The sequence below is a fragment of the Parabacteroides sp. 20_3 genome (genome assembly GCF_964238835.1).
In the GTDB taxonomy this organism is placed as follows: domain Bacteria; phylum Bacteroidota; class Bacteroidia; order Bacteroidales; family Tannerellaceae; genus Parabacteroides; species Parabacteroides distasonis.
In genome coordinates this window covers 104,608-129,978 of the sequence record NZ_CAXSNO010000003.1, presented here as the reverse complement: position 1 = coordinate 129,978, position 25,371 = coordinate 104,608, and the positions used below count along the sequence as shown (strand labels likewise).

The 25,371-nt window shown below is 46.7% G+C and carries 19 protein-coding genes and 1 pseudogene; 8 read left to right on the top strand and 12 right to left on the bottom strand.

The genetic code is table 11. From position 1 onward, the window contains the following. Positions 1-34: 34 nt before the first annotated feature. Entirely contained in the window at positions 35-1,912 is a 1,878-nt protein-coding gene (mnmG, locus tag ACESPU_RS07495; RefSeq protein WP_373133236.1) for a tRNA uridine-5-carboxymethylaminomethyl(34) synthesis enzyme MnmG, read from the bottom strand. Positions 1,913-2,030: 118 nt separating this feature from the next. Between mnmG and ACESPU_RS07490 the strand changes: the two genes are divergently transcribed. After that, positions 2,031-3,179 (top strand): metallophosphoesterase, encoded by a 1,149-nt coding sequence (locus tag ACESPU_RS07490; RefSeq protein WP_048926923.1) that lies wholly within the window; start codon positions 2,031-2,033, stop codon positions 3,177-3,179. Positions 3,180-3,324: 145 nt separating this feature from the next. Further along, positions 3,325-3,963, top strand: a complete 639-nt coding sequence (locus ACESPU_RS07485) for a porin family protein (protein WP_048926922.1) — start codon at positions 3,325-3,327, stop codon at positions 3,961-3,963. On the opposite strand, the gene ACESPU_RS07480 is transcribed toward ACESPU_RS07485, so the two are convergent. From ACESPU_RS07480 to ACESPU_RS07470, 3 genes are all read right to left on the bottom strand, one after another. Next, positions 3,936-4,109: a hypothetical protein gene (locus tag ACESPU_RS07480; protein ID WP_005863815.1), complete on the bottom strand. Its 174-nt coding sequence runs from the start codon at positions 4,107-4,109 to the stop codon at positions 3,936-3,938. The two genes, ACESPU_RS07485 and ACESPU_RS07480, sit on opposite strands and share 28 nt — an antisense overlap. 28 nt (positions 4,110-4,137) lie before the next feature. After that, positions 4,138-4,569 carry an rRNA maturation RNase YbeY gene (gene ybeY, locus ACESPU_RS07475; RefSeq protein WP_044545705.1) on the bottom strand — a complete coding sequence of 144 codons (432 nt, stop codon included), beginning with the start codon at positions 4,567-4,569 and terminating at the stop codon, positions 4,138-4,140. 90 nt (positions 4,570-4,659) lie between these two features. Further along, positions 4,660-5,889: a nucleoside recognition domain-containing protein gene (locus ACESPU_RS07470; protein WP_005863819.1), complete on the bottom strand. Its 1,230-nt coding sequence runs from the start codon at positions 5,887-5,889 to the stop codon at positions 4,660-4,662. Positions 5,890-5,973: 84 nt separating this feature from the next. Here ACESPU_RS07470 and ACESPU_RS07465 point away from each other — a divergent pair, with 84 nt between their 5' ends. The 5 genes from ACESPU_RS07465 (at position 5,974) to ACESPU_RS07445 (ending at position 9,886) form a co-directional block, all read left to right on the top strand. Beyond that, positions 5,974-6,933, top strand: a complete 960-nt coding sequence (locus ACESPU_RS07465) for a 2-hydroxyacid dehydrogenase family protein (RefSeq protein ID WP_005860460.1) — start codon at positions 5,974-5,976, stop codon at positions 6,931-6,933. Then, positions 6,930-7,637, top strand: a complete 708-nt coding sequence (locus ACESPU_RS07460; RefSeq protein WP_158532698.1) for a DNA alkylation repair protein — start codon at positions 6,930-6,932, stop codon at positions 7,635-7,637. Before ACESPU_RS07465 ends, ACESPU_RS07460 begins: the two co-directional genes overlap by 4 nt. 1 nt (position 7,638) lies before the next feature. Then, positions 7,639-8,385 (top strand): TIGR02757 family protein, encoded by a 747-nt coding sequence (locus ACESPU_RS07455; protein ID WP_158532669.1) that lies wholly within the window; start codon positions 7,639-7,641, stop codon positions 8,383-8,385. 6 nt (positions 8,386-8,391) lie between these two features. Then, positions 8,392-8,994, top strand: a complete 603-nt coding sequence (locus ACESPU_RS07450) for a TIGR00730 family Rossman fold protein (protein ID WP_158532670.1) — start codon at positions 8,392-8,394, stop codon at positions 8,992-8,994. 61 nt (positions 8,995-9,055) lie between these two features. After that, entirely contained in the window at positions 9,056-9,886 is an 831-nt protein-coding gene (locus tag ACESPU_RS07445) for an MBL fold metallo-hydrolase (protein ID WP_057317288.1), read from the top strand. Between the two features lie 8 nt (positions 9,887-9,894). Here the strand turns inward: ACESPU_RS07445 and ACESPU_RS07440 are convergent, their stop codons facing one another. The 8 genes and pseudogenes from ACESPU_RS07440 to ACESPU_RS07405 all read right to left on the bottom strand — a co-directional run. After that, positions 9,895-10,092, bottom strand: coding sequence for a hypothetical protein (locus ACESPU_RS07440; RefSeq protein ID WP_227154305.1), 198 nt, complete (start codon positions 10,090-10,092; stop codon positions 9,895-9,897). A 790-nt stretch (positions 10,093-10,882) separates the two neighbouring features. After that, complete coding sequence (locus ACESPU_RS07435) at positions 10,883-12,073, bottom strand: cyclically-permuted mutarotase family protein (RefSeq protein ID WP_122115119.1); 1,191 nt, start codon at positions 12,071-12,073, stop codon at positions 10,883-10,885. Positions 12,074-12,076: 3 nt separating this feature from the next. Continuing rightward, a complete protein-coding gene (locus tag ACESPU_RS07430; protein WP_005863834.1) occupies positions 12,077-14,152 on the bottom strand; it encodes a GDSL-type esterase/lipase family protein in 2,076 nt (691 codons plus the stop codon). A gap of 21 nt (positions 14,153-14,173) precedes the next feature. Next, entirely contained in the window at positions 14,174-16,192 is a 2,019-nt protein-coding gene (locus tag ACESPU_RS07425; protein ID WP_005863835.1) for a family 20 glycosylhydrolase, read from the bottom strand. Positions 16,193-16,203: 11 nt separating this feature from the next. Next, on the bottom strand, positions 16,204-17,826 hold the full coding sequence (locus ACESPU_RS07420) for a sialidase family protein (RefSeq protein WP_005863836.1): 1,623 nt from the start codon (positions 17,824-17,826) through the stop codon (positions 16,204-16,206). 137 nt (positions 17,827-17,963) lie between these two features. After that, on the bottom strand, positions 17,964-19,529 hold the full coding sequence (gene nanU / locus ACESPU_RS07415) for a SusD family outer membrane lipoprotein NanU (RefSeq protein ID WP_005863837.1): 1,566 nt from the start codon (positions 19,527-19,529) through the stop codon (positions 17,964-17,966). 25 nt (positions 19,530-19,554) lie between these two features. Next, positions 19,555-22,830, bottom strand: a complete 3,276-nt coding sequence (locus ACESPU_RS07410) for a TonB-dependent receptor (protein WP_122115116.1) — start codon at positions 22,828-22,830, stop codon at positions 19,555-19,557. A 47-nt stretch (positions 22,831-22,877) separates the two neighbouring features. Then, a pseudogene (locus ACESPU_RS07405) lies at positions 22,878-23,996 on the bottom strand (MFS transporter); the annotation flags it as partial. 133 nt (positions 23,997-24,129) lie between these two features. Here ACESPU_RS07405 and ACESPU_RS07400 point away from each other — a divergent pair. Beyond that, a complete protein-coding gene (locus tag ACESPU_RS07400) occupies positions 24,130-25,338 on the top strand; it encodes an ROK family transcriptional regulator (RefSeq protein ID WP_121962055.1) in 1,209 nt (402 codons plus the stop codon). Positions 25,339-25,371: the final 33 nt, after the last annotated feature.

The window sequence follows — 25,371 nt, the reverse complement described above, 5'->3', positions numbered from 1 at the left end:
CCTTTAATATGTTTCACGTGGAACATTTCGTGTTTTATCTTCCGAGCAGTACCAAAAGGATGTTGATGTCGCTAGGGGAAATACCCGGAATACGGCTCGCTTGAGCGATCGTGTCGGGGTCTATCCGGGTCAATTTCTGGCGGGCTTCCGTAGATAAAGACTGGATAGAATTGTAATCGAATTTACCCTTGATCCGGATATTCTCTAAGCGGTTTATCTTGTCCGCTATGATTTGCTCTCGTTTGATGTAGCCGCTATACTTAATCAATATCTCGGCGGCCTCGATGATCTCTTCCTTACGAGAGGCCGGGACTTTGTCCAGCTCCGCACGAAGGGCCGGAACTAGATCCGCTAGGTTCTCTAAGGTAGTCTGCGGACGGAGTACGACATCGAATAATTTGCAACCATGGGATAGGGGGGCTGTGCCCAGTTTCTCCAAACCGCTATTTATATATTGAGGCTTTACGGAGTAGGTCTCCACAAAACGGATGATAGCGTCACGGCTCTCTTTTTTCTCTCGCAGTAAATCGTAGCGGTCTTGTTTGGCCAATCCCATTTGGTAGGATTTCTCGGTGAGTCGCATATCTGCGTCGTCTTGGCGCAGTAAGATGCGGTACTCCGCACGAGAGGTAAACATACGGTAAGGCTCGTCTACGCCTTTTGTTACCAAATCATCGATAAGGACACCGATATAAGCCTCATCCCTTCCGAGGATAAAAGGTTGTCCGCCGTGGCAATTGATGTGGGCGTTGATACCCGCTACCAAACCTTGTCCGCCGGCTTCCTCGTATCCGGTAGTCCCGTTGATCTGTCCGGCGAAGAAAAGATTTCGGATTTGTTTGGTCTCCAAATTGTGTCTTAGCTGAGTCGGGTCGAAGAAATCGTATTCAATCGCATATCCGGGACGATAGATTTGCACGTCACGGAAAGCGGGGATCGCTTGGAGCGCACGAAGCTGGATATCCAAGGGTAGGGAAGAGGAGAAGCCATTTAGGTAGTATTCCTGCGTGGTCTCGCCTTCCGGCTCTAGGAATAGTTGATGTTGCGTCTTGTCGGCGAACGTCACGATTTTCGTTTCGATACTAGGACAATAACGGGGACCGATACTTTTGATCTGTCCATTATAAAGAGGAGAGTCGGGGAGACCTTCCCGTAATATATCGTGGCAAGCCTCGTTCGTAAAGGTAGTCCAGCAACTCAATTGTTTTAATTTACGATGACTGGTATCCATGTAAGAGAACTTATGGAAATCGTTTTCCCCCGGTTGTTCCTCCATTTCATCGAAGTGAACGCTCCGGCCATCAATACGGACCGGTGTTCCGGTTTTCATGCGATCTGTTTGGATACCTAAAGAGATAAGTTGCTCGGTAAGTCTGGTCGCCGCAGGCTCGGCGATACGTCCGCCCCGTATCTGGGTTCTTCCGATATGAAGCAGGCCGTTTAGGAAGGTCCCGTTCGTAAGCACCACCGCTCCGGCACGGAATACGACATTCATTCCCGTACGAACGCCGCAGACTTGTCCATACTCGATAATCAGTTCTTGAACCATATCCTGCCAGATGGATAGATTCGGCATATTCTCCAGTATGCCCCGCCAGCAATCGATAAAACGGGCACGGTCGCTTTGGGCACGCGGGCTCCACATGGCCGGTCCTTTGCTACGGTTTAACATACGGAATTGAATAGCGGTCTGGTCGGTCACGATTCCCATATATCCGCCTAGCGCGTCGATCTCTCGTACGATCTGTCCTTTGGCGATTCCCCCGACTGCCGGGTTACAACTCATCTGGGCGATCTTGTTCATGTCCATCGTGATCAAAAGCGTCTTTGATCCTAGATTCGCCGCGGCGGCGGCGGCTTCACAGCCGGCATGTCCTGCGCCTACTACTATTACATCGTAATTGAAAGTCATTTTTATTCCCTTTTATTTTACGCGAAGATAGTGAGTGTTCGTGAAAGAATTCGTTTATATTTGTATAATAAATACATACATTGTTTTCAGGTTTAACGAACTAAAGATTTGAGCTGCTATGAATTCTATTCAATGCCGTATCCTTGTTTTCCTTGTTTTACTGACCTCTTGCTTCAGTCCGGTTTATGGGAAAGATAAGAAACCTCGTCAAGCGATCGAGAAGTTATCGATCGATGGTCCCTATCTATTGAAAGCGGATGATGGTAGTATGCGTGCGATATCTGTAGACGGGAAAGGCCGGTTATTGGATAAGCATTATAAAAGTATACCTACCACCTTTTCATTCGAGGTGTTTTCTGATAACGGGGAGAGATTGTTTCCGGTAACCATACACTCCATCTCTCGTCCGAAATGGAAAGATGTGCAACCAGAGAAGACGTTTGTTCTTTCAGATCCACATGCGAACTGGTCTTGTTTCGCCTCCCTGTTAAAGGCGGGAAAAGTGATCGATGCGGACTATAATTGGATTTTCGGGACTAACCAATTGGTAATAATCGGTGACGTCTTTGACCGGGGCGTGGATGTACTCCCTATCTATTGGTTGATCTACAAATTGGAGAAAGAAGCGGAGGATGCCGGTGGAAAAGTGACTTTCTTAATCGGAAATCATGAGACCATGGTTCTGGGAAATGATTTGCGATATACGAAGAAGAAATATACTCAATTGGCGGATACTTTAGGAATGAGCTATCCGGAGCTTTGGCAGAAAAGCGAGTTGGGACATTGGTTGAAAACTCGTAACTCGATACAAGTGGTCGGAGATAACCTGTTTGTCCATGCCGGGTTGAGCAAGGAGTTTTTAGACCGGAATTACGATATCCCTACCGTGAATGAGATCGTGAGCGATGGTCTCTTCTTGACGAAAAAAGAACGTAATATAGATAAAGGCTCCGATCTTTCTTTTATGTTCGCTACGTATGGACCGATCTGGTATCGGGGTATGGTACGTAGTGCGGATAAGTATCATCCGCTAGACCGGGATGATTTGCGGAAAATATTAGAGAAATATAATGTGAACCGCATCTTTGTAGGTCATACCATTTTCGATGATATCACGACTTTCTATCATTATAAAGTGATTGCCGTGAATGTCGATAATCAAGAAAACAAGGAGAAGGAACGAGGCCGTGGCGTCATGATCGAGAAAGACGGCTCTATGTTTGTCGTATATGATTCGGGAAAACAGGAACCGTTGTTGATCGAGTAATATTTGGTGCTTGAGCTGTCAAGGCTGCTACCATCATGGTGGAGGAAGAAGTGCCTCCCCTAATGTGAAGTAATGAGATAGGGAGTGCAACTTTTATGTATCTTAAATCATCTATAAATATAGATATGTTTTAAATGTAGGAGTTATGAGAAAAGTTGTATTACTGTTTATCTTGTTTGTTTTCTCTTTGTCGCGAGCCGATGCTCAAGAGTTCCATTTTATTCCTAGGATTGGCTTGAATTTGGCAAATACTTATCCCGAAAGTTTTGCGGACATGCGTCCGGGGTTAAATATTGGTGTGGCGGAGGAAATACGTTTTAGTAAACTGTTTGCTTTAGAACCGGGTGTTTATTATTCTATGCAAGGTTACCAAAAAGAAAACGCTAAAGGCGAGACAGCCCGGCTAAAGGCGGATTATTTAAATATTCCTATTTACGCTAAATTTTATTTGTATCGAGGATTCCATCTTTTTGCGGGCCCACAAGTTGGCTTTAATGTAAGGGCGAAAGCTTCGAATTATATTTTCGTCTCGGGTCCTACTCCGGTGCACCAGAGCGAGTACGATTTCTCCGGTGATAAAAAAGAAGAGATCCGGAATTGTGATTTCTCCGTTTCAATGGGGCTTGGCTATACCTTTGACATGGGATTAGTCATCTCCGCCAATTATAATTTAGGATGTACTCATTTCTTTAGGGAGCCGGAATACTCATTAGGTGGAAGCAATCATTTTAGGGGAAAAGATCATAATGGGGTTATTCAATTCAATCTAGGATGGCGTTTCTGATCTCCAGTAAATCGTGAATTAAGAGAGATCGCTTGTTCCTCGTTCAGCCTTGCGGCATGGCTACGTAGGCAATGAACTGCTTTCGGGCATTGCTCGTCCGTGGCGTAGCAATACGTGTAATCGTAAGGTATGTCTTCTGTTTTCATATTTGTGTTTTTGGGATTGGTTGATGTTTTATCCCCGACATTCCTCCGGCAAGATCGCTAACGCTCTGTTCTCGTTCTCCTCCATGATCTCCCGCTCGCCGGGACCTTTGTCGTTGATACCGCAAAGGTGCAGGATGCCGTGGATGATGGTACGGTGGAGTTCCTCGTTATAATCCGTGTGGAATGTCTCGGCGTTTGTCCTGACCGTATCGAGGCTGATGAACAGGTCACCCGAGATCTTATTTCCTTCCGTATAATCGAAGGTGATGATATCCGTGTAATAATCGTGTTGGAGATATTGGCGGTTTACCTCCAATATCTTCTCGTCGGAACAGAAGATATAGCTGATATCTCCCGTTTTCTTTCCGTATGTCTCGGCCACTGCCTTGACCCAGCCGCTAACCACTCTTTTCTTGATTGCCGGAAGCTCGATATCTTCGGCGTAATATGCTATTGCCATAAGGTCTATTTATCGTATTGAAATTTCGTTACAAATGTAATCATTCGATTTTAAATAGATTCATTTCAAATCTATTGATTGTATAGAATGTTAAAAGAACAGATAAGCCATCGCTATCGCCGCTATCGCCCCGGCCAGATCCGCTAACAAGGCGCATTGTACCGTATAGCGGGTATTACGGATACCTACGCTACCGTAGTAAAGAGCGACTACATAGAATGTCGTATCGCAAGAGCCCTGAACGATGGATGACAGGCGACCGACGAAAGAGTCCGCTCCATACGTGTTCATGGCGTCCAGCATCATGCCCCTAGCCCCGCTCCCGCTTAACGGTTTCATCAACATGGTAGGTAGCGCTTCCACGAAATCCGTGTTGAGTCCTATCGAAGCAATGCCGAAACGAACGCCTTGTATGATGAAATCCATCGCTCCGGAAGCCCGGAAGACACCGATACCTACTAGGATAGCTACCAGATAAGGAATAATCGTTATAGCAGTCTGGAAACCTTCTTTCGCCCCCTCTATAAAAGCATCATATACATTGATCTTTTTACGCATGCCGCTGATGATAAATCCGCAGATAATGGTAAAAAGAAGCGTGTTGGCGAATAAGGTCGAATACAAGGAAACTTGCTCCTGTTCCATCGAGTTGAATAGCCATACCAGGCCTCCGATAAATAACCCCAGTCCCCCGAAAAACAGGATTAGGTTCCGTTGGAGGATATTGATCTTCTGCCGTACGCAAACCGCTAAAATAGCGACTAGGGTTGATGTGAATGTAGCAAGCATGATCGGCAGGAATACGTCTGATGGATTCGCCGCTCCTAACTGCGCCCGGTACATCATGATGGTGATCGGGATCAAGGTCAGTCCCGAGGCATTGATGCATAAGAACATCACCATGGAGTTGCTGGCGGATTCTTTATTCGGGTTTAATTCCTGTAACTGTTGCATGGCTTTCAATCCCATTGGCGTGGCGGCATTATCCAGTCCCAGTAAATTTGCCGATAGGTTCATGAAGATAGAACCGGTCACGGGATGGTCTCTTGGGATATCCGGGAAAAGCTTGCTGAATACGGGAGCCGCCAATCGTGCGAACGCTTGTATCACCCCCCCCTTCTCGCCGATCTTCATGATGCCCAGCCAAAGCGACAAGATCCCCGTTAATCCTAACGAAATCTCGAAACCCGTCTTGGCCGAAGCGAAAGAAGCGTTGATAATCTCGGTAAAAACGGCGGTATCCCCACCAATGACCAATTTACCGATAGCCACTACAAAAGCGATTAAGAAAAAAGCGATCCAAATATAGTTTAGTACCATAATAAATATATATTGGTCACAAATTTAGGAATTAATTGCCAATTGATTTGTATTTTTGCTTTTTGAATAACAAATAGATCCAAGATGAAGATATTAGTGACATACGACATGTTCCGCGAGGGATTTACCGAGTTGGAAAGTAAGTACGAGGTAACCTTTCCCGAAGGAAGAGATTTTACGTATGAGGAGGTTTTCGAGATGATACCGGAGTACGATGTGCTCTGCTCCATGTTCGATTTCCCGGTAAACAAAGAGTTGATCGACCATGCGTCGAAATTGCGGCTGATCGCTAACTACGCCGTTGGTTATAATAATATCGATGTGGCCTACGCCCTCGAGAAAGGCTTGACGGTAGCGAATACGCCTGATCCTGTCACGGCCCCTACCGCCAATATCGCTTTAGGCTTGATGCTGGATACCGCCCGGCGTATCACGGAATGTGATCGTAAGCTGCGTACGCTTGGTAAGGACATGAAGGTCGGTGTACTGGAGAACCTCGGTATGCCGGTTACCGGACAGACCTTGGGCATTATCGGTATGGGACGTATCGGCAAGGCTTTGGCGAAACGGGCGAATGCTTTGGGCATGGATGTGATCTACCACAATCGCCGTCAGCTTTGCATCGAGGACGAGACCAAATTGAATGTTACCTACGTCTCCAAGGAAGAGCTTCTGGCGAAAGCCGATTTCGTATCCTTGAACGCCCCTTATACCCCCGATACCTATCATATCCTCGGCGAGGAAGAGTTCAAGCAGATGAAGCCTTCCGCCATCCTGATCAACACGGCCCGTGGCCCGTTGGTGGACGAGCATGCCTTGGTAAAAGCCTTGCGAGAAGGTACGATTCATGGTGCCGGTTTGGATGTATTCGAGTTTGGAGACTATCCTCTCCCCGAGTTATTGGAAATGGACAACGTGGTATTAACCCCTCATATCGGCACCCAGACGATGGAAACCCGTATCATTATGGCACGCACGGTATGCAACAACGTGATCGGGTTCTTGGAGGGCGATCGTCCCGTATCACGGGTACTCCGGCCATGACGGCGGCGTTTATCCTATCCGAGCTACAGTCGGTCGGTACACCCGAGAAGGCGGTTCATTTGAGCCGTTTTTTCAAGACTGGTCCCGGTCAATATGGCGAGGGCGATCAGTTTCTCGGGGTGGTTGTCCCGCAAACCCGCAGCATAGCGAAGGCTAATAAGGCGACTCCTTTCGATGAGCTGCAGCTGTTGCTGGATAGTCCGTGGCATGAGGCACGTCTATGTGCCTTGCTGATTTTGGTCTATCGTTTCCAGGATCGGAAAGTGATGCCGGAAGAGCGGGAAGCCATCTTCCGATTCTATCTGAAGAATATGCGGCGTTGCAATAACTGGGATTTGGTAGACTTGACCTGTCGGGATATCGTCGGCGAGTATTTGGTGGACAAAGATCGTTCCCTCCTCTACCGTTTGGCGGAAAGCGAGAATTTATGGGAACAACGGATCTCGATCGTCTCTACGTGGGCATTTATCCGTCGGAATGATTTTGGGGATACCTTGGAGTTATCCGAACGGTTGATCGATCATAAACACGATTTGATGCATAAGGCGGTTGGGTGGATGCTGCGTGAGGTCGGCAAAAAGGAGCGGCAGACGCTTACCGATTTCTTGGAACGCAACGCTACTCGTCTTCCTCGTACGGCGCTTCGTTACGCTATCGAGCATTATCCGGAACCCGAGCGGCAATATTTTCTAAAGAAGAAATAACATGGATACAAAGACCATCTCTTTACTTCGTGAATGGGCGAAAACGTACAATACGGAATCGTTTATCAAGGATGATCCGGTGCGATTCCTCCATCGGTTTATGGAGAAACGAGATATTGAGATATCGGCTTTCCTGACGGCGTGGATCTCTTACGGTCGCAGGGCGCATATTCTCCAAAAAGCGGAAGAGCTACACCGGCTGATGGGCGAAAGTCCTTACGAGTTTATCCGTACCGGAGAGATTTCTTTCGCTCCCCTACGGAACCGCCCGGTTTGCGGGCGGGATACCTTTTACCGTTTTTATACCTATCATGATCTGCATCTCCTTTGTTGTCGCCTAAAGGATATATACGATACCTACGACTGTATGGAAGACGCTATGGCCGCCGCCGGTCCTTGCGAAGATCCTATCTTGCGGTTGCAACAACTTTTTGCTGATCTCAATGGCATTCCGGTCTTGCACGGGACTTCCGCTTGTAAGCGTCTGGCGATGTTCTTGCGTTGGATGGTGCGTACGGATGGTATCGTCGATCTCGGTATCTGGAGAACAGCCGTGCATCCCCGCCAATTAATCATCCCGTTGGATACGCATGTGCACCAGATCTCCTTGCGCTTGGGCTTGACAGGCCAAAAAACCGCTACCCTTCGTACGGCCCGTGAGATAACGGACGCATTGGCGAAAGTCTTCCCCGATGATCCTTGTCTGGGGGATTTCGCCTTATTTGGCTACGATATAAATCAAGAATAAAAAGATATGGAAGAAAAGAAGATAAATAACATCTCGTCTGTTTGCGTGTATTGCGCGTCCAGCACGAAGATTCCCCCGGTTTATTTTGACGCCGCCAAGGAATTGGGGCGTCTTTTGGGAGAGCGAAAACTACGGGTAGTCAATGGTGCCGGGAATATCGGTTTGATGTGCACTGTCTCCGACGCTGCGTTAGCGGCTGGTGGAACGGTAACGGGCGTTATCCCCCATTTTATGGTGGAGCAGGATTGGTATCATAAAGGCTTGACCGAGTTGATTGAGGTTGAGACGATGCACGAGCGTAAACAGCTCATGGCAAACCTCTCGGATGCGGTGATCGCCCTTCCCGGTGGATGCGGTACATTAGAGGAACTTCTGGAGATCATCACTTGGAAACAACTCGGTCTCTACCTCAATCCGATCGTAATCCTCAATATTAATCATTACTATGATCCCTTGTTGGAACTCTTGAGGAACGCCATGAACGAGAATTTCATGCGTCCCCAGCACGCCAAGATGTGGGCGGTAGCCGACACGCCGGAAGAAGCTATCCGTCTCATCCACGCCGAGCCGAAATGGGACGCAAGCCTTCGGAAGATCGCGGCGATTTAATACTATTAGGCGAAAGGAGACGCAGCACGCTACGTCTCTACAATTAAAAATGAATATGATAATGAAAAAACTAGGTTTATTAATGATGTTGTTGCTCCTGTCAAGGATCGCTTTGTTCTGCCAGGCACAGACGGCGGGTATCGAGGAGAAGGAAGTGCTTAGGAATGAAGATGTGATTTTCCATCAGATTGATGAGCATACATGGTTTGGAACAGGTCATTTAATGGCGAACGAGAGCCTGTATCTGGTCGAGGGAGAAACGAAAGCGATCTTGATTGATGCCGGAACAAAGATCAAGGATTTGGATAAGCTCGTGGCTTCCATCACGGATAAGCCGGTTACGCTGGTCGCCACGCATGTGCATCCGGACCATACAGGCTCGGCTATCGATTATTTCCCGGAGATTTATATCAATCCGGCTGATACGATAGGTATACCGGAATTTATGCCGAATTATAAAGGCAAAGTTTGTTTCCTTGAAGACGGTGAAATCCTAGATTTAGGTGGGCGTATCCTAGAGATAGTCTTTACTCCCGGGCATACTCCCGGCTCAACCACTTTTGTGGATAAGGATGCCGCTTATGGTTTTAGCGGCGATTCGTTCGGCTCCGGTAATCTATTGCTGGGAGTTGACTTCTCTACGCTCATATCTACTTGTAAGAAGATGAGTGCGGTGATCGAGAAATATGATATCAAATACCTCTACCCCGGACATTATTTCGGAATGAACAAGGAAACCCCTCAACGGGTAAAAGACATGATCACGATGAGCGAGGATATCCTGTTCGGAAAAGTGCAAGGCGAACCTAATCCGAGTGGGATGTTGGGGTTAGACCGGGTGTATACGAATTATGGTGTCCGTATAAATTATAAAGAAGAAAGTATGAAATGAGGGGACCTTTAGATTCTGAACCCGATTTCACTGATAATCTTCAATTCAAGCAATTTCTCCAATATTAATCTATCCATATGAGAGTAAGCGGTTTTTCCGTGTGCTAACTTATATACACGGAAGCCGCTGACATTGAATTCTTTCCCTAATTGATCATACAAGCTTTTCTTGTTTGTCTTAAACCAGTAATTAAATAAGTTCTTCATAATCCGACTTTTGTAATTATCTTTCATTGTACGTTGTTAAAGAGCGTATTTTTACCTACCAGAATTGTAAGTGATGAAAACGAATAGCTAAAACGATGGTTTAAGCTAGTCGTTTTAAAGAAGCACTTAGGAATGAAGATGTGCTTTTCCATCAGATTGATGAGCGTACATGATTTGGAACAGGAAATTTAATAGCAAACGAGAGCCCGTATCTAGCCGAGGGAGAAACGAAAACGATCTTGACTGATGCAGGCCAATAGTAGCCTATATATTTATTATAGGTAAAGGTGGAATAGCCCCCTCCTTCATGCATGCATCCCCACTGTCACCCTCTTGGCATTCGTAATCGGTTTGGGTAAGCCCTTTATAGAGAGGAGTGCATATCTATGATTGCGATATCTTCTTTTCCCATCATGGCCAATAATGTGCTGCAATTTGAGGCGTATCCGGATGTGTAGGTTATCGTATACTTATTTTTAAGGTAGGCTTATTGTATATTTCCATATACGCTCTTGTTTCCTGTCGTGTGATTCAGTAAAAACATGTACGTGTTTCCCGAAAAACATGTACGACTTTTTCCAAAAACACGTACGTGTTTCGCGGAAAGTATAATTGTCTTTTTAAGGTGTTTATGTTCAATGATTTATATAAGAACATTATTTACGTGCTTATTGTCTAGGATTTACCTTGGGATACGTATGCTCTAAATAGACTCCGGATACTTAAAATCGGGTGGAAAAAGTAAACAGGGATCGTTGGCAAACTTACCAGCGATCCCACTAAATCCCTATTATAATTTCGCTTGATTCACTTGCGGCGTGCGGATACCCGGTTTCAATTCTCCGTTGATGATAGTTAACCGGCCATCTTGGATAACCGCTCCCGCTCCGGCACGGGCCAACTGCTCATATTCGCCCAGATCGCTCCATGCTTTCGTGGATAGGTCGTATTGAAGTAAGGTGGTATTGAATCGGTACCATTCTACCGGATGGTGCATATAGGCCTTGGCTTCGGCTTGCAGGCGGGTAATGGCCGCTGAATCTCGCGCCGCCTCCGCTTTCGCTAAATGGATCGGTCGGGCGATGGCGGCTAAGAAACAATCGTAGTTCACACCTCCCATAAATAAGATTTTATCCGTTTGGAAAGTCACGGCACAGCCTCCTGTTAGGGTACGGTTCGTTCCGTCCTTAAACGGGGGAAGAACGGTCTCTTGTTGCCAGGTAAAAGTTGCCGGGTCGAATACCAATACATCCGTCGGGACGATCGGTTCCTCTTCGTTTAGGATGGGCTGGAAGCCTCCGGCTAGATAAATACGTGTGCCGTTGGGACTTTCTCCGGCCGCTAATACCGGTTGTACACGGGCTGCTCCCGGGAAGTCCGGTAGTTGTTCCCATCCCTTTTCGATATTCGCGAGGTTGAGGCGTAAGAAGGTATGGCAGGGCTGTCCATTCTCATTTCCCCCTGCTACGTAAATCTCCTGTCCGGTAAAAGCAGCCGAGAGATTATCCATTGGAGACGGTAAGGAGGGTAAGGCGCAAACCGCTACCTCTCCTTTCGTGGGGTTATAGGAGATGCGGGAGACCTCGACCAAGGAAGAATCACTGTTGTTTCCTCCGATGCAAACGATACCTTCCGGGGTGGAAACCGTAGCGCCGTAGGCGACGGGACGAGGCAGTCGGTCGATCTCTTTCCAGCCTTCGGGAAGAAGGACGAATATCTCGCTATAATATCGCTTGGCTCCTCCCTCGGTGACGGGTTTGTCCGGAAAGTTGCAACCTCCGGCAACGATCAATACGCCGTTATGGATGCCGGCGAACGGGGCGGAAACGCCAAGGGAAGCCGTATCGGCTGCTCCCGGTAGATCCGGTAATTTTGTCCAGTTTATCATGGTGTTCTGTTTTTTAGATACAGGTTGGCCGCATCCCGCTACGCAGAGTAGCAGGAGGAACAACCAGCCGGTGATTTGTTGTTTATTATGCATAGCTTATTCTTTTATTGCCCGGAACGTAGAGGCCGGCATGCCCGCCTCGTTTACAAGATTCGCTCTCGTGAAGGGTTGCCAGCCGTAGCGTACCAGCTTCGGGTGAGTCACTTGATCGTTCCACACCTTTACTTTCCCGTTCTCTACCACGGCTTGCGCCGGATAGTAAAGTCCTTCCTGCTCGGCGATCTCGAATGTACGGATGGGGTCCCCATCGGAAGTTCTCAAGCCCTTTGCGTAATCGAAAGTGATATAGGCGGCGTTATCGGTAAACGTTGCGCTGCGGAACAAAGGGCCGGATGGGATTACGTTATGTCCGTAGGTCTTGTTCAAGGCCCAATGTGCCAGTCGTTCGCCAATCTCTTTTTTTCGGGTAGGGTGAACGTTTAAAGAATCCCCGCGATCGCTACTAACGGCCATACCCGTATTCGATACGGTTTGCGCCAGGCGGCGTTGGCTGTCCCTGAACCAAGTCCAACTCGGGCGGTCTATGCTGGATAGTTGGACATAGTAGAAAGGCAGGGCTGCGTTCCAATTCTGGCGCCAGCTGTTCACCAATAACGGGAATAATCGTTCGTGTACTTCCATATTATGGGCGTTCGATTCTCCTTGGTACCAAATAATCCCTTTGATGGGATATCGATGAAGGGGTTGGATACCCGCCTCGAACAGATAACAAGGCTCATACGGATGGCGTTGGAGCGGGTTGGACGCTTGCTTGATGTTTAAGGCCGCCCGTTCACGTACCCAATCTTGGATAAAGTCGTTCTTCGTCCAATCCTGTAAGATATCCGGAAACTCGAATTCCAGTGTTTTCCGGTCGATCCATGCCTCCGTAGGCGAGCCGCCAACAGCGTTCAATATCAATCCGATGGGTACTTGTAAGCTATCGGCCAGCATACGCCCGAAGGCAAATCCTATGGCCGAGAAGCGTGCGGTATTCCGCGTGTCGCATACTTCCCATTGGGCGTCGTGGTAATATTGCAGGCGGTTCAATGAATCCAGTACGGAAGCGTCCCATTCCACGGCGTAGGTCTCCCAGCGGGGCTTTAGGTCGAATAAACGGATTTGCGAGTGTTGTTTCGCGTAATCCAATTGTTGCTGTTGTTCTTCCTTTACGCTCTCGTTTACCCGAAACGCCATGTTGGATTGTCCGGAGCATAGCCAGACTTCCCCGGCTACTACATCCCGATAGTTCAGCGTGCGGCTGGGGGTAGAAACCGTTAAGGTATAGGATTTCCCGCTTACCCGTAAGGGATCGAGCGTGACAGTCCATTTCCCGTTCGTACCGGCTACGGTCTCCTTCCTTTGTCCGGCGAGGGTAACGGTTACTTTCTCCCCTTGGTTGGCGATGCCAGATATAGGAAGCGGTTGATCCCGTTGCAAGACCATCCGGTCCGAATAGATGGCAGGAAGCTGTAATCCTCCGTAATCGCCGGTTAGCGCCCCATAAACGGTGCGGGCCAAGATACCGGCACCTTCAGCGTTGGGATGCAATGCGTCGGGCAATAGATCCGGACGGTCATATAATCCTTCCTGCAAATCGATCAAGGTTGCGCCGGCTATCCGGGCGATTTCTTCGATAAGCGCTTGCTCCATCCAGTACCAGTCTCTTGTACCGGATTTAAAACGAGAATGGCGGTGAGATATCGGAGTCATACGGCAAACCCATACCTTGCATCTCGGATTGGCTTTCCGGAAGGATTCGATCAAGGAAAGATAATCCCGAACGAAATCGTCCCGGTAATTCGGCCATGCCCGAGGGTCCGTATCGTTCAATCCCAGATGGATGATCACGTAATCCCCGGCAAACCTCAGTGCCTTTTGATACGCCTCTTGTTGGGTATAAGGACGATATCCCTTGTTTAATAAAGTAGCCCCGCTATGCCCGAAGTTCTCCACTTCGTAGGCATCTCCAAGCATCTGTTGCAATTGGGCCGGGTAGCAGTTTGTTTCCCTGTTCTTGATTCCGTAGCCGTAGGTCACGCTATTACCTACGCAAGCCACCTTGATCTTTTGCGCTTGGCTCATAAATGCGAAAGCGAGGAAGATGGATAAGATTCCTATTATTTTTCTCATTTCATTCAACCGAATTAGACGTTATTTAAGTTGTTTATCCGGAGAGTAAACCAGTCCTTCCACCGCTTTCTCTCCATCCGGGGTGACGCAAACGAACGTAAACATCCATTTCACCAGACGGACCTCGGGGGTATTGAACGTACCGACCGGAAGCTTCATGAACACCTTGTTCCAGCCTTTTTCCAGATGGACCGGGGTTGGTTTACGGCTTACGCAGTTCTCGTTCCCCAGTGGGATCTCATTGGACTTCTCCCGGTGGGTAGCGGTCCATACGGGGGGCGTTATCTCTTGATCATTTACCCAGATACGGCTCTCTTTATAATCCCATTTCCCTTGTGAGGGAGGAAGATCCATCTCCGAGCGCCCGTAATTCTGGAATTCGATCCACGCCCCTACGTCTTGCGTCTTGGGCGAATAGATCCAAGTCCATGCGTAAGCGGTATGATTCGGCTGCGGGTCCTTATAGACACCGGGAACCAGCGGTCCCCAGACATGGCGCAGGTAGATTCCGGCACCGATGGCGTCGTGCGTGCCGTAGCTTTTCCCTTCATAGGTATATTGCGTCTGAAGCGCCTTTTCCGGAGGGAAAGAGCGGGTCAGTTCCCCATCATTCGGGAAAGGGTCGGTGATACGCCATCTCACGTTGGTTTGCTTGACGTAGGCGAACGGGTATCCTTGGAAATGATGTTCTTTATGCCATAACATCCGCCGCTCAAAATCGACAAATGCCTTATGCTCCTCGTTATCGGGATCGATAGGCAGCATCGTTCCGTTCTTATCGAAATATTGATAGCCGCCGCCCAACCAAGAACGTTCGGCGATCGCTAATAGATTCGGATACAAATTATTCTCCCGGATCAATTTGTCCTCCGGCTGTACGATCCGGTCGTGCCATACGGCAAGGATCGTACCCGCCAAATCATGGCTTCCTTGCGGTTCATTGTAAATACGGCTGGTGTACAAGGCGATTAAGTCGGCGAACGTATCAAAATGGTTGATATAATGGAAACGGGAGTCGATCGCAGGAATGCCCGGTCGTGCTTTTCCCCGGTAACTCCACATTTGCTCCATGTCGATCTCACCCGGTTTGTACTTCCATCCCGGGTTCCAAGAGATCACTTGTTTCCCTTTCGCACGGATATAAGCGACCATCTCGGGTACGAACTTCGGATTGGTAAACTTTACCTCGTCCGTACCGATATGTAAGTAAGGAACCTCCTCGAATACCTCGCAAACCTCATCCATCAATAGTTTTAAGATCGCCATACCCTCCTTGCCCTGCATATCATGACGGAAGGCCCGTATGAAAGCGGCGCTATGTCCCGGCATATCTACCTCCGGGATGAGTAGTACGTTATGTTCTTTACAAAAGCGAACCAGCTCCTTTGCCTCCTCGATCGTGTAATATTTTCCGGGCATACGGCTCATATTGCAGCTGTCGTTCAGCATCGGAAAGATCTTGCTCTCCAGACGCCAAGCTTGGTTCTCCGTGAGATGCCAATGAAATACGTTCATCTTGTAGCGGGAAAGTACCTCGATCTCCCGTTTCAGTTCTTCCATGGAGATATAGCTCCGCCCTACGTCTTGCATGAATCCTCGTATGCGGAAAGCAGGCCAGTCGGTGATCTCGCAACCTTGGATGGAATATTGGTTTCCTCGTCGCTCGGTCAGTTGGCGTAAGGTCTGTATCGCCCAATAAGCCCCTTGCTCGGACACTGCCCGGATGGTTATGCCCCGGGAAGAGACGCTTAGTTGATAAGCCTCCTCGGAGTTGAGGGGGATTCCGTCCAATTTGTCAACCAAGGAAACCTCTATCTTGTATCGGCTGTCCGGTTGGACGCTTACCGGCAGCTCCTCCAAGAATTCCATTAGGATGGAACGGAGTTTCCCTTCGGAAGAAACCGCGATTTCCTTCGGATGGAACGAAGCGTTTGTCCGGACGTATTTTTGGGGCAAGGGCAATAAAACAGGATTCCGGGCCTGTAAAGACCCGGAAATGCCTATATATACAATAAGAATAAGATTCAGTATTGATCTCATAGATTGTTTCTCTAAGGAATAAGATCTGTTAGCTTAATGGCTTGGAAGGTCATATGCGCCACGCTTGACTCGTAGAAGATTCCAACCGTTTCCTTATCGATCATGGAGAGACAGGAATATCCCCAGCCCTCGGCCTCGTCTAATAAGACTTGATGTTCCGTAGGCCAAGTAAGTCCGCCGTCCAGACTCGCCTTGATCGTGATATGATTACGCCCTTTTGTCGTATTCGGGTTGGAGAAGAGTAAAAGGTCTTTGCCGGTGATGTTGTCTTTGGCGTTTACCTTGATCAAGCTGGCCATACAAACGGGTTCCTGCAAGGCACTGCGGCTGGAAGGATGCTCTGTCCATGTCTTGCCTAAATCTTTTGTCGTGGCTACGGCACGGCTACCGCCCCGGTTATCGCGCATATTTAGCATCAATACGCCCGGCTCTACCTCGGCAACTTGCGCCTCCGTGGTATTCGTGCGGGCTAAGTTATGCAAGTGCCATGTTTTCCCGCGGTCTTTGCTATACATAATGCCGGCGTTGGGCACACGGGTAGCGTCGATAAACTGGATGGGGAAGACCAAAGTACCGTCTTGCATCGTGATGCCTCGTCCCGGGCCTTGCAATAGGAAATACCAAGACGGGTCTTTTACTTGAGACGTGATGTTGATCGGTTCGCTCCACGTCTTACCATCGTCCTCACTTTTCACGAGCATAAGTTGGGCGGTCTCGTCCGGTGTCATTCCCGGCATGGAGTTCCACCAAGCCCGTTCGTTACCCATACCATGCGTCCATGCGGCTACTACCCAGATCGTATTGGTCTTTTCGTCTACCAAGATCGATGGGTCTCCCACGCCGTTTTGTCCGTGGGGCAGGCCATCCGTTTGTTTGAAAGTCATGGCTACTCGCATCGGTTCCCAAGTTTGTCCCTTATCGGTACTGCGGCTTACTCCGATATCGATTTTCTCTTGCAGGTCCACGCTGCTATTATAGCGAATATCGTAGACTCCGAGTAATGTTCCGTTATTCGTCGTCACTAATCCCGGGATGCGGAAGGCCGCCGATCCGTCATCCCCGGCTTGGCGTACGCCGATACCTACATGGCGTTCGTCCACCTTTCCTTTCCAAGTGATGTCGATCGGTTTGTTGTTGATCTGGGCGTTAGGTATCGTAGTCGCTACTTTTGCCAATAAGGAAGTCTCTGGCTTCATCTGGATACTTACCCAGAAATAATTGATGCCTTTAAGCATCGGTTGTTTAGAGGTTAGTTTTACCGTGCGCGACAAGGGGGCGGTAACCTCATCTTGCCGTACGGAATAAGATTCAAGAGCCTTACGGGTATTTCCCGGTATATGGCTGGATATGTACGTAACGGGACTGAAATGTTCCCCTTTGCGGGATGGAGCTTCCACTCCGCTATAAAATAGACGTATCGCTTGGATGTCCGACAGATTGACATTGTCTCCGATCTGTATCGTGATCTCGTTTAATACATCCCCTTTTTGGGCCGGTATCCGCATCTCGTAAAGTACATTGTCGATCCGGTCTATCAAGATGGGGATTTGTTGCTCTCGCACATAAAGACTGTCTGCCGCAAAAGCCGTTTGTACGATGAAAAGAAGGCAGAAATACAGGAAAGTTTTTTTCATGATGTTTTTTGTTTGTAGGTTGAAATTAATAGATATGTGAATTCCAAAGGTAGCGATATTCATTCATATGAACAAAGCCCCTTTGGAATTCGTGCCAAAAACCTAGTTATATCCAATCGCCTTAAACCTATGTACGATTAGTATCCGGGAGTCTGTTTCAATGCGGGATTGTTTGTCAATGCATCCTCGTTGATCGGCCACAAAAGACGGGACTCTTGTGCGGTCGTGTATTTCAAGACATATTGATTACCGAAACGTCTCAAGTCATACCAACGCTTGCCCTCGAAGAAGAACTCGCGCAGCCGTTCTTTCAATATAGCTTCCATCACGTTCTCATCGCCCCCCTCAAATGGGTTATCGTTATAGAAACTTCCCTTGTCATTCGGATAAGCGACCTCGTTTTTATGTGCGTTGAAATATTCAGAACCGTAAGCACGCTCGCGTACGGCATTGATCTCCGTGGAAGGATCTTCTCCTAAGAGAGCTTTAGCCTCGGCTAGTAGTAACAGGGCATCGGCATAACGGTAAATAGGATAATCATCCAGCCAGTTACGTTCGTTGCTACCCTCCAATGTTGTTCCTTGGAATTTGTATGCGAATGGAGCGATGTACTTTATGCTTCCGTCTTCCTGTTTTTGATAAACAGCTTTCAAGGTTCCTGTCAGACGGGAATCATTTTCGCGGAAAGTTTTCCAGTAATGATCTTTCTTAACTTGGTAACGCATTAAACCGTGGAAATTATAACCCGGAATTTCCATGAATGGGGTTCCTGATTCATCGCAATAGTTTGCCATGTATTCACGTTGCGGAACCATGTTGTTTCGCCAATTATAATCTTTCCACATGGTGAATTCATCTTTGATACTCTTGAAAGCGAAGATGATCTCGCTATTCTCCTTATTCCCATAGGCGAATACATCAGTAAACTTATCCTGTAGCTTTAGGTTGCCGTTTTGTTGAAGATCTTGCAAAGCAGCCTTGGCGGTAGAATAATCTCCTGTACCTCCACCCATTTGGCGACCACTCCATAAATAAACTTCACCTTTTAGTATCAATGTGGCTGATTTAGACCAGTAGCCTTTTCCATATTTGTAAGAATAATCACTACCGAAAGCATTGACGGAAGCGTCAATGTCTTTCTTGATCTGGTCCATGACCTCACTTGCTGGAGACGCCGCTTTTTCCAAATGAGAGATATCCAGTTCGTTACCTAGAGTAGGTTCGGTTACCAAAATTACATCTCCCCATGAACGTAATAGATGGAAATAAATATACGCACGCATACCATATGCTTCACCTAAGAAGTAGTTCTTCTCATTTTCATCTAATAAGGTAGTCTCGTTGGTCTTACGGATCATGAGGTTTAATTGGTTGATTGTCTCATAGAAATCTCCAAAATTGCTGATGCCCGTAAATTCAGCGTTGATCGTATTATACGGATATCGTTCTACGCCTTGAGTGGCTTCACCTCCGAAAGGCTGGTCGCCATAAATATCGGCACGTGGTTCACCCAGTACGAATATATTATAGCTACGTAAGCGAAGCAAGGAATGCAGACCTGTATTGAATGCCTTGAATTGGTCCGATGATTTCCAATAGTTAGCATCGGAAATACTGCTGACTGGCTCCATGTCCAACGAGGTGCATCGATTGAATGTCAACAAGGACACAGCCACCATAAAGGTTATAAATATCTTTTTCATATGATGTTTAATTTTTATGCGTTAATTAGAAAGTTACAGATACACCCATAAGGACAGTCTTAGGAGTCGGATATCTACCATTGTCGATGCCTTGACCATAATAGGTATCTACGGCTGGTTCTGGTGATACTCCGGAATAACCGGTAAAGTAGCACAGATTTTGTCCGGTGACATAAACAGAGGCGTTTGACATAAACGCTTTATTGATCCATCTTTTCGGTAAGTTCCATGTCAATGTGATCTCGCGAAGTGCCAAGTAATCACCCTTTTCATAGAATCGTGAGCTGTTGTTATCTACAGCCGTAAGTCCGTTGTTGGAGCGGGTGATATTCTTTTTGCTCAATTGATCCGCATAGTAGAATTTCGGGATATCCGTATTCGTGTTCTCTTCAGACCAGCTTTGTTTAACCATGTCGATGATGTTAAATGAACCTTGGTATTGTCCGATAGAGCGTGCGGCCAAGTCGTTATACAATGTATGGCCTAATGCGTAGTCGAAACGGGCGTATAAAGAGAAATCCTTGTAAGAAACGGTGGTAGAGAAACCTCCTGTTACGTTCGGGAAGATATTGCCTACCTTCACACGGTCTAGATTGTTGATGACACCGTCACCATTCAAATCGGCCCAACATACGTCACCCGGCTCGATTTGTTGTTTTCCGGTTTTGTCTTTCAGGGCTTCCCATGCCGCTGGACCATATAATTCACCAATGGCGTCATAACGATTATTTGCGTTTGCTTTTACGTCATCCCAATCTTTGAAAATGTGATCTTGCTTGAATGCGAACAAGTCACCCAGCTTTCCTCCTTCTTGTTTTCCGCCAACCCAAACGACTTCGCCTTTTTTCGGATCCCATACTTGGTATCCACCTTGGCGGTTGTTCTCGTTTCCGTTTGCCGGAAGCTTGATGATCTTGTTGGCTACCGTAGATAAGTTAGCTGTTACGTCCCAACTGAAACCTCCTACATTATTTAAGATGTTAGCTTTTACCTCCATCTCAAAACCTTGGTTACGCAGTGTTCCTAAGTTGGTTTTGATACTTTTGAATCCCGTGTAATTAGGCAAATCCAGATCAGTCAACAAATCGGAAGTCGTACGGTTATAATAGTCTAAGATAAAGCTTAAGCGGTTATTGAAGAAACCTATATCCAGACCTACTTCGAAAGACTTACTTTGCTCCCAACGTAAACCGCTATTAACCAATTGGTCATTGTAAAAACCAACGGAATTGTTGTAGTTTGTTATGATATTTCCGTCTTTGTCTTTTTGTCCGTAACTACCGTATACGTCATAATAGCCTAATCCGTTTACATTACCGTTTACACCATAGCTGACACGTGGTTTCAGGTTCGAGATAATATCCGCTAATTTGGAGTCCTTGAAGAAATCTTCCTCCATGATGTTCCAACCTGCGGAGACACCCGGGAAGAAACCCCAACGGTGGTCGCTCAGTTTGGAGATACCATCATAACGAGCTACAACAGACAACAGATATTTGAGGTTGTAGTTATAGTTTACACGAGCGAAGCCGGAAAGGATACGATAGCCTTGTTTGTAACTGTATGAATACGTACGGTTACTTCCTGCGTTCAAGGTTGGGATATCATCCGAAGGTGAATTTTGAGTCTTGGCGTTTAACGTATATTGATGCCAATTGAAATACTCACCGCCGACCATGGCTTCCAAATTGTGCTTGTCCTTGAAACTATCAGAATATGTCAAGGTCACACTATGTTGCTGTTGATTTTCCTTTACATATTTCGCTTCAGCCTGGCGCGTTAGGTTCGGTGTGCTAGAGTTCTGTTGTTGATAGGCTTTATCAAATTTATCCGTTTGATTATCTACGTGATACAAAGCGCTATTAGCCTTTAATACTAATTTCTCGGGAATGATTTGCAAATCGAAACCTATGTTGTATGTTGAACGACGGATTCCATTTGTATTCGTTAGCTTGTCCTTGTAGTAAAGAGGATTACCATCACCGGTACCGAAACCGGAAGCGGGAGATCCATCTTCCATATAGGGGTTCCAAGTTGGGCGTTGGCTCATCGTACGATAGAAGAACTCGTATTGACCGATCCATAATCCCGGCGTACGAGACCAAGTGTAAGTCGCCCCGCCGTTTACAGTTAAGATCGGGAATATTTTATAGGAACCGTTTAACGTTCCGGAGAAGCGTTCGTAACTAGTACCTTTGATCAAACCATCTTCTTTGTAATAACCTAAACTAGCAGCGAAAGTACCCTTATCGTTACCGCCTGTAATGTTCAAATAATGATCTTGCGTGAATGAGGGGTCTTTGAAAGCTGCATCTTTCAATTGGCCTGAATAATCCTTAAATAAAAGTTGCTTTGTAGGATCATTGGGATCTGTCATTTGTTGCCAACCTTCGTTTAACAGACCTTTCGTCGTGTCATCTAGATAGCGAATGTCGAATAAATCGTTACCAACTCCATAGCCCATTTGGTTATCGATACCCGAACGTCCGGTTCGCTTGTATCCTAAGCGATTATAATAGATATAGTCCTCTGCGTTCAAGTAATCATATCCTGTACGGGCGAAGTTTGCTCCTCCTTTAAATTTATAGGAAACGGAAGCTACGCCTTCTTTTCCCCGTTTGGTCGTGACAAGGATTACACCGCCATTCGCACGTGCTCCATAAATGGCCGTTGAGGCAGCATCTTTTAATACTTGGATGGACTCGATATCTGAAGGGTTGATATCTGCCAAAGAGTTACGAACGATACCGTCTACCACTACCAAAGCTCCATTGTCTTTTCCGGTCATGGTAGCTCCACCACGAAGTACGATATTGGGGTCTTTACCCGGCTGGCCACTTATGTTTACTACGCGTAAACCGGAAACCGTACCTTGTAAAGATTGTCCGGCATTGGCCATAGCTGCATTTTCCAGTACGGCGTTATCCAATTTAGAGATAGAGGTTGTCAAGGTCGCTCTCTTTTGTGAGCCACCGTAACCGGTTACCACTACTTCGTCTAGCTGTTCGGCGTTTTCTTGTAGGATCACGTCTACTTTGGCCTTTCCGGCTACAGGAACTTCTTGTGTCTTGTACCCAATGAAAGAAAATACTAATGTGGCGTTCTTGTTGGATACGGTGAGAGTGTAATTACCGTCGAAATCGGTAATCGTTCCATTTGTCGTGCCTTTTTCAACGATAGACGCACCGGGGACACCCATGTTGTAGGTATCCAGCACTGTTCCGGAGACTGTCTGCTCTTGTCCGTACATAAATGCCGGAAGTAGGAGCGCAAGCATTAAGAGCAGTAGATTCTTCTTCATAATGAATTACTTTTTTGTTGTTTATTTAGTTTATTGGATGAGATTAATTAGCATTCGTCGGTCATATTAGCGACTTTCGGACGTAAGAAGATCACTTGGATTAAAAGTGCGATGAGTACCAATCCGGCTAGCATGGCGAAGTCATGGCCAAGATTACCAGCGTCGGTAGATTTTCCTAGTATATCCGTGATGGCGGCTCCGGCGAATACACCGGTCATATTCATAATTCCATAGGCTGTAGCCCGATAACGGGGGGAGATGAATTGGCAAAGGATAGGCATATTATTGGCGTCGAATATACCATAACCGATACCGAAGCAAAGACCACCGCCGATAATCATCGGGAAGTTGTGCCCAAATCCTAGTAATAGGAGAGAGGGTATCGTTAATGCCAAACCAATGGCGCCTGTGTATACACGTCCCCGGACATTCCGCTGGATCCATTTATCGGATAAAATACCTCCGGCGATTACCCCTATAAAGGAAGAGATAGCGATCGTGAATGTAGATAACGGACCGGCCTCGGACATATCCAACGAGAGATTTTCAGCGAATAGGGTAGGGAGCCAGTTCTTTGTCGCCCAACCCGGTAAGCTCGGCGTGGCGAAATAAAGAAGAATGATCCAAAAAGCGATGTTCGTGAATAACATCCCTAATCCTTTAAACGCACCGGAAATCGGATTCTCTTTCGGATAATTTTCCAGTTTTACGGCTTGTTCGACATGATCTTTCTTATCGTGTAAGAAGATGATCAAGACCACGCTATAAGCGATGCCGATGATACCAAACCAATGGAAAGTCGTTTCCCACGTATAAGCGCTGGCCACCGTAGCTCCGAATCCTCCCAAGGCTTGGCCTACGTATAGACCTGTCATATGGATACCTACGGCTAATGACCGTGTTTTCTCTTGGTGATAATCTGTGATAAGCGATAATCCGGCAGGAATATACAGGGCCTCACTGACCCCCATCAAGGCACGTAGGTAATAGATCTGATTGAAATCCGTGCAATACCCCATCATCAAAGTCACGAAGGACCAGACAAATAAGCTACCCACGATTAGCCACTTCCTGTTTACCCTGTCTGCCACCATACCGGCTACAGGGCTCATGAATCCGTAGATCCAGAGGAAGACTGCCATCAAACGTCCGAAGTTCGCCGCAGACTATGTCATTCAACTTCTATTACAAATTCTTACAATTAAGATAGCTCCTTATGAAAAAATTTTATTTTATTACGCTTAGTTTTTGAAAAAACTTATTGTACCTTTGCCCTAATCACTCAATAAAGGTATAACCATGACAACTAAGTTCTTGCTCTCGTCCGATGACAATACTCGTAGTGGCCTTCTGAAAAAGAAGATCATACATTATTATATGGCCAATGGAGACGCTACTATAGCGGAGGTATGTAAAGAAATGAATCTCAGTATCCCCACCGTCACCAAGCTAATTAGCGAATTACAAGAGGACGGTTATATACTCGACTTTGGAAAACAAGAGACTAGCGGAGGGCGTAAGCCTAGTATTTACGGGCTCAATCCCGCATCCGGCTATTTTGTGGGCGTAGATATACTGAAAGATCAACTGAATCTAGCCATATTAGATTTTAAGGGAGATAAGATCCGCATTGAGCAGAATATCCCTTATACACTCGAAAACACACCAGCCGCTTTAGACCATCTTTGCGAATGTATCAATGAATTTATAAACTCGTTGCCGATCCCAAGGGAAAAGATATTAAGCATTGGCATTAATATATCCGGACGGGTAAATCCTTTCGCCGGATATAGCTATAGCATTTTTTACTTTGAGGAGAAGCCCTTGTCTCAAATCCTTGAGGAAAAACTACATATAAAGATCTATATAGAGAATGACACCCGTTCCATGGCTTACGGCGAATATCTTCAAGGAGTCGTAAAAGGAGAAAAAAATATCCTATTCATCAATATATCTTGGGGATTAGGTATCGGTATCATCATAGACGGCAAGGTTTATTTCGGGAAATCAGGCTTCTCCGGAGAATTTGGGCACTTCAGCTTCTTCGAGAATGAGATTCTTTGCCATTGCGGTAAAAAAGGATGCCTCGAGACTGGAGCTTCCGGTTCTGCCCTATACCGTACCCTCCTTGAGCGGTATAAAGAGGGTAGCAACACCATATTGGCCAGTAAAATCGATGCCGGGGAATACATCGGACTCTCTGACTTGATCGACGCTATTCACAAAGAGGATATGCTATCTATTGAGATACTGGAGGAGATCGGTTTTAATCTAGGTAAAGGAATAGCAGGATTGATGAACATTTTCAATCCAGAACTGGTCGTACTGGGTGGGCCCTTGTCGCAAACGGGAGAATATTTAAGTCTACCTATTAAAAGTGCCGTTAGGAAGTACTCTTTAAACTTGGTAACCCGTGATACACAGATCAAAGTATCCAAATTAGGTGAAAGAGCGGGCATATTAGGGGCCTGCCTGCTATCTCGATCTAAAATTCTAGGTATGATTTAACAACCATTTCAAAGGAATTAAATAAAAATCAAA

Bases quoted from the DNA above. Each gene is read 5' to 3' on its own strand.
- mnmG (WP_373133236.1), bottom strand. From the start codon at position 1,912: ATGACTTTCAATTACGATGTAATAGTAGTAGGCGCAGGACATGCCGGC.
- ACESPU_RS07490 (WP_048926923.1), top strand. From the start codon at position 2,031: ATGAATTCTATTCAATGCCGTATCCTTGTTTTCCTTGTTTTACTGACC.
- ACESPU_RS07485 (WP_048926922.1), top strand. From the start codon at position 3,325: ATGAGAAAAGTTGTATTACTGTTTATCTTGTTTGTTTTCTCTTTGTCG.
- ACESPU_RS07480 (WP_005863815.1), bottom strand. From the start codon at position 4,109: ATGAAAACAGAAGACATACCTTACGATTACACGTATTGCTACGCCACG.
- ybeY (WP_044545705.1), bottom strand. From the start codon at position 4,569: ATGGCAATAGCATATTACGCCGAAGATATCGAGCTTCCGGCAATCAAG.
- ACESPU_RS07470 (WP_005863819.1), bottom strand. From the start codon at position 5,889: ATGGTACTAAACTATATTTGGATCGCTTTTTTCTTAATCGCTTTTGTA.
- ACESPU_RS07465 (WP_005860460.1), top strand. From the start codon at position 5,974: ATGAAGATATTAGTGACATACGACATGTTCCGCGAGGGATTTACCGAG.
- ACESPU_RS07460 (WP_158532698.1), top strand. From the start codon at position 6,930: ATGACGGCGGCGTTTATCCTATCCGAGCTACAGTCGGTCGGTACACCC.
- ACESPU_RS07455 (WP_158532669.1), top strand. From the start codon at position 7,639: ATGGATACAAAGACCATCTCTTTACTTCGTGAATGGGCGAAAACGTAC.
- ACESPU_RS07450 (WP_158532670.1), top strand. From the start codon at position 8,392: ATGGAAGAAAAGAAGATAAATAACATCTCGTCTGTTTGCGTGTATTGC.
- ACESPU_RS07445 (WP_057317288.1), top strand. From the start codon at position 9,056: ATGAAAAAACTAGGTTTATTAATGATGTTGTTGCTCCTGTCAAGGATC.
- ACESPU_RS07440 (WP_227154305.1), bottom strand. From the start codon at position 10,092: ATGAAGAACTTATTTAATTACTGGTTTAAGACAAACAAGAAAAGCTTG.
- ACESPU_RS07435 (WP_122115119.1), bottom strand. From the start codon at position 12,073: ATGCATAATAAACAACAAATCACCGGCTGGTTGTTCCTCCTGCTACTC.
- ACESPU_RS07430 (WP_005863834.1), bottom strand. From the start codon at position 14,152: ATGAGAAAAATAATAGGAATCTTATCCATCTTCCTCGCTTTCGCATTT.
- ACESPU_RS07425 (WP_005863835.1), bottom strand. From the start codon at position 16,192: ATGAGATCAATACTGAATCTTATTCTTATTGTATATATAGGCATTTCC.
- ACESPU_RS07420 (WP_005863836.1), bottom strand. From the start codon at position 17,826: ATGAAAAAAACTTTCCTGTATTTCTGCCTTCTTTTCATCGTACAAACG.
- nanU (WP_005863837.1), bottom strand. From the start codon at position 19,529: ATGAAAAAGATATTTATAACCTTTATGGTGGCTGTGTCCTTGTTGACA.
- ACESPU_RS07410 (WP_122115116.1), bottom strand. From the start codon at position 22,830: ATGAAGAAGAATCTACTGCTCTTAATGCTTGCGCTCCTACTTCCGGCA.
- ACESPU_RS07400 (WP_121962055.1), top strand. From the start codon at position 24,130: ATGACAACTAAGTTCTTGCTCTCGTCCGATGACAATACTCGTAGTGGC.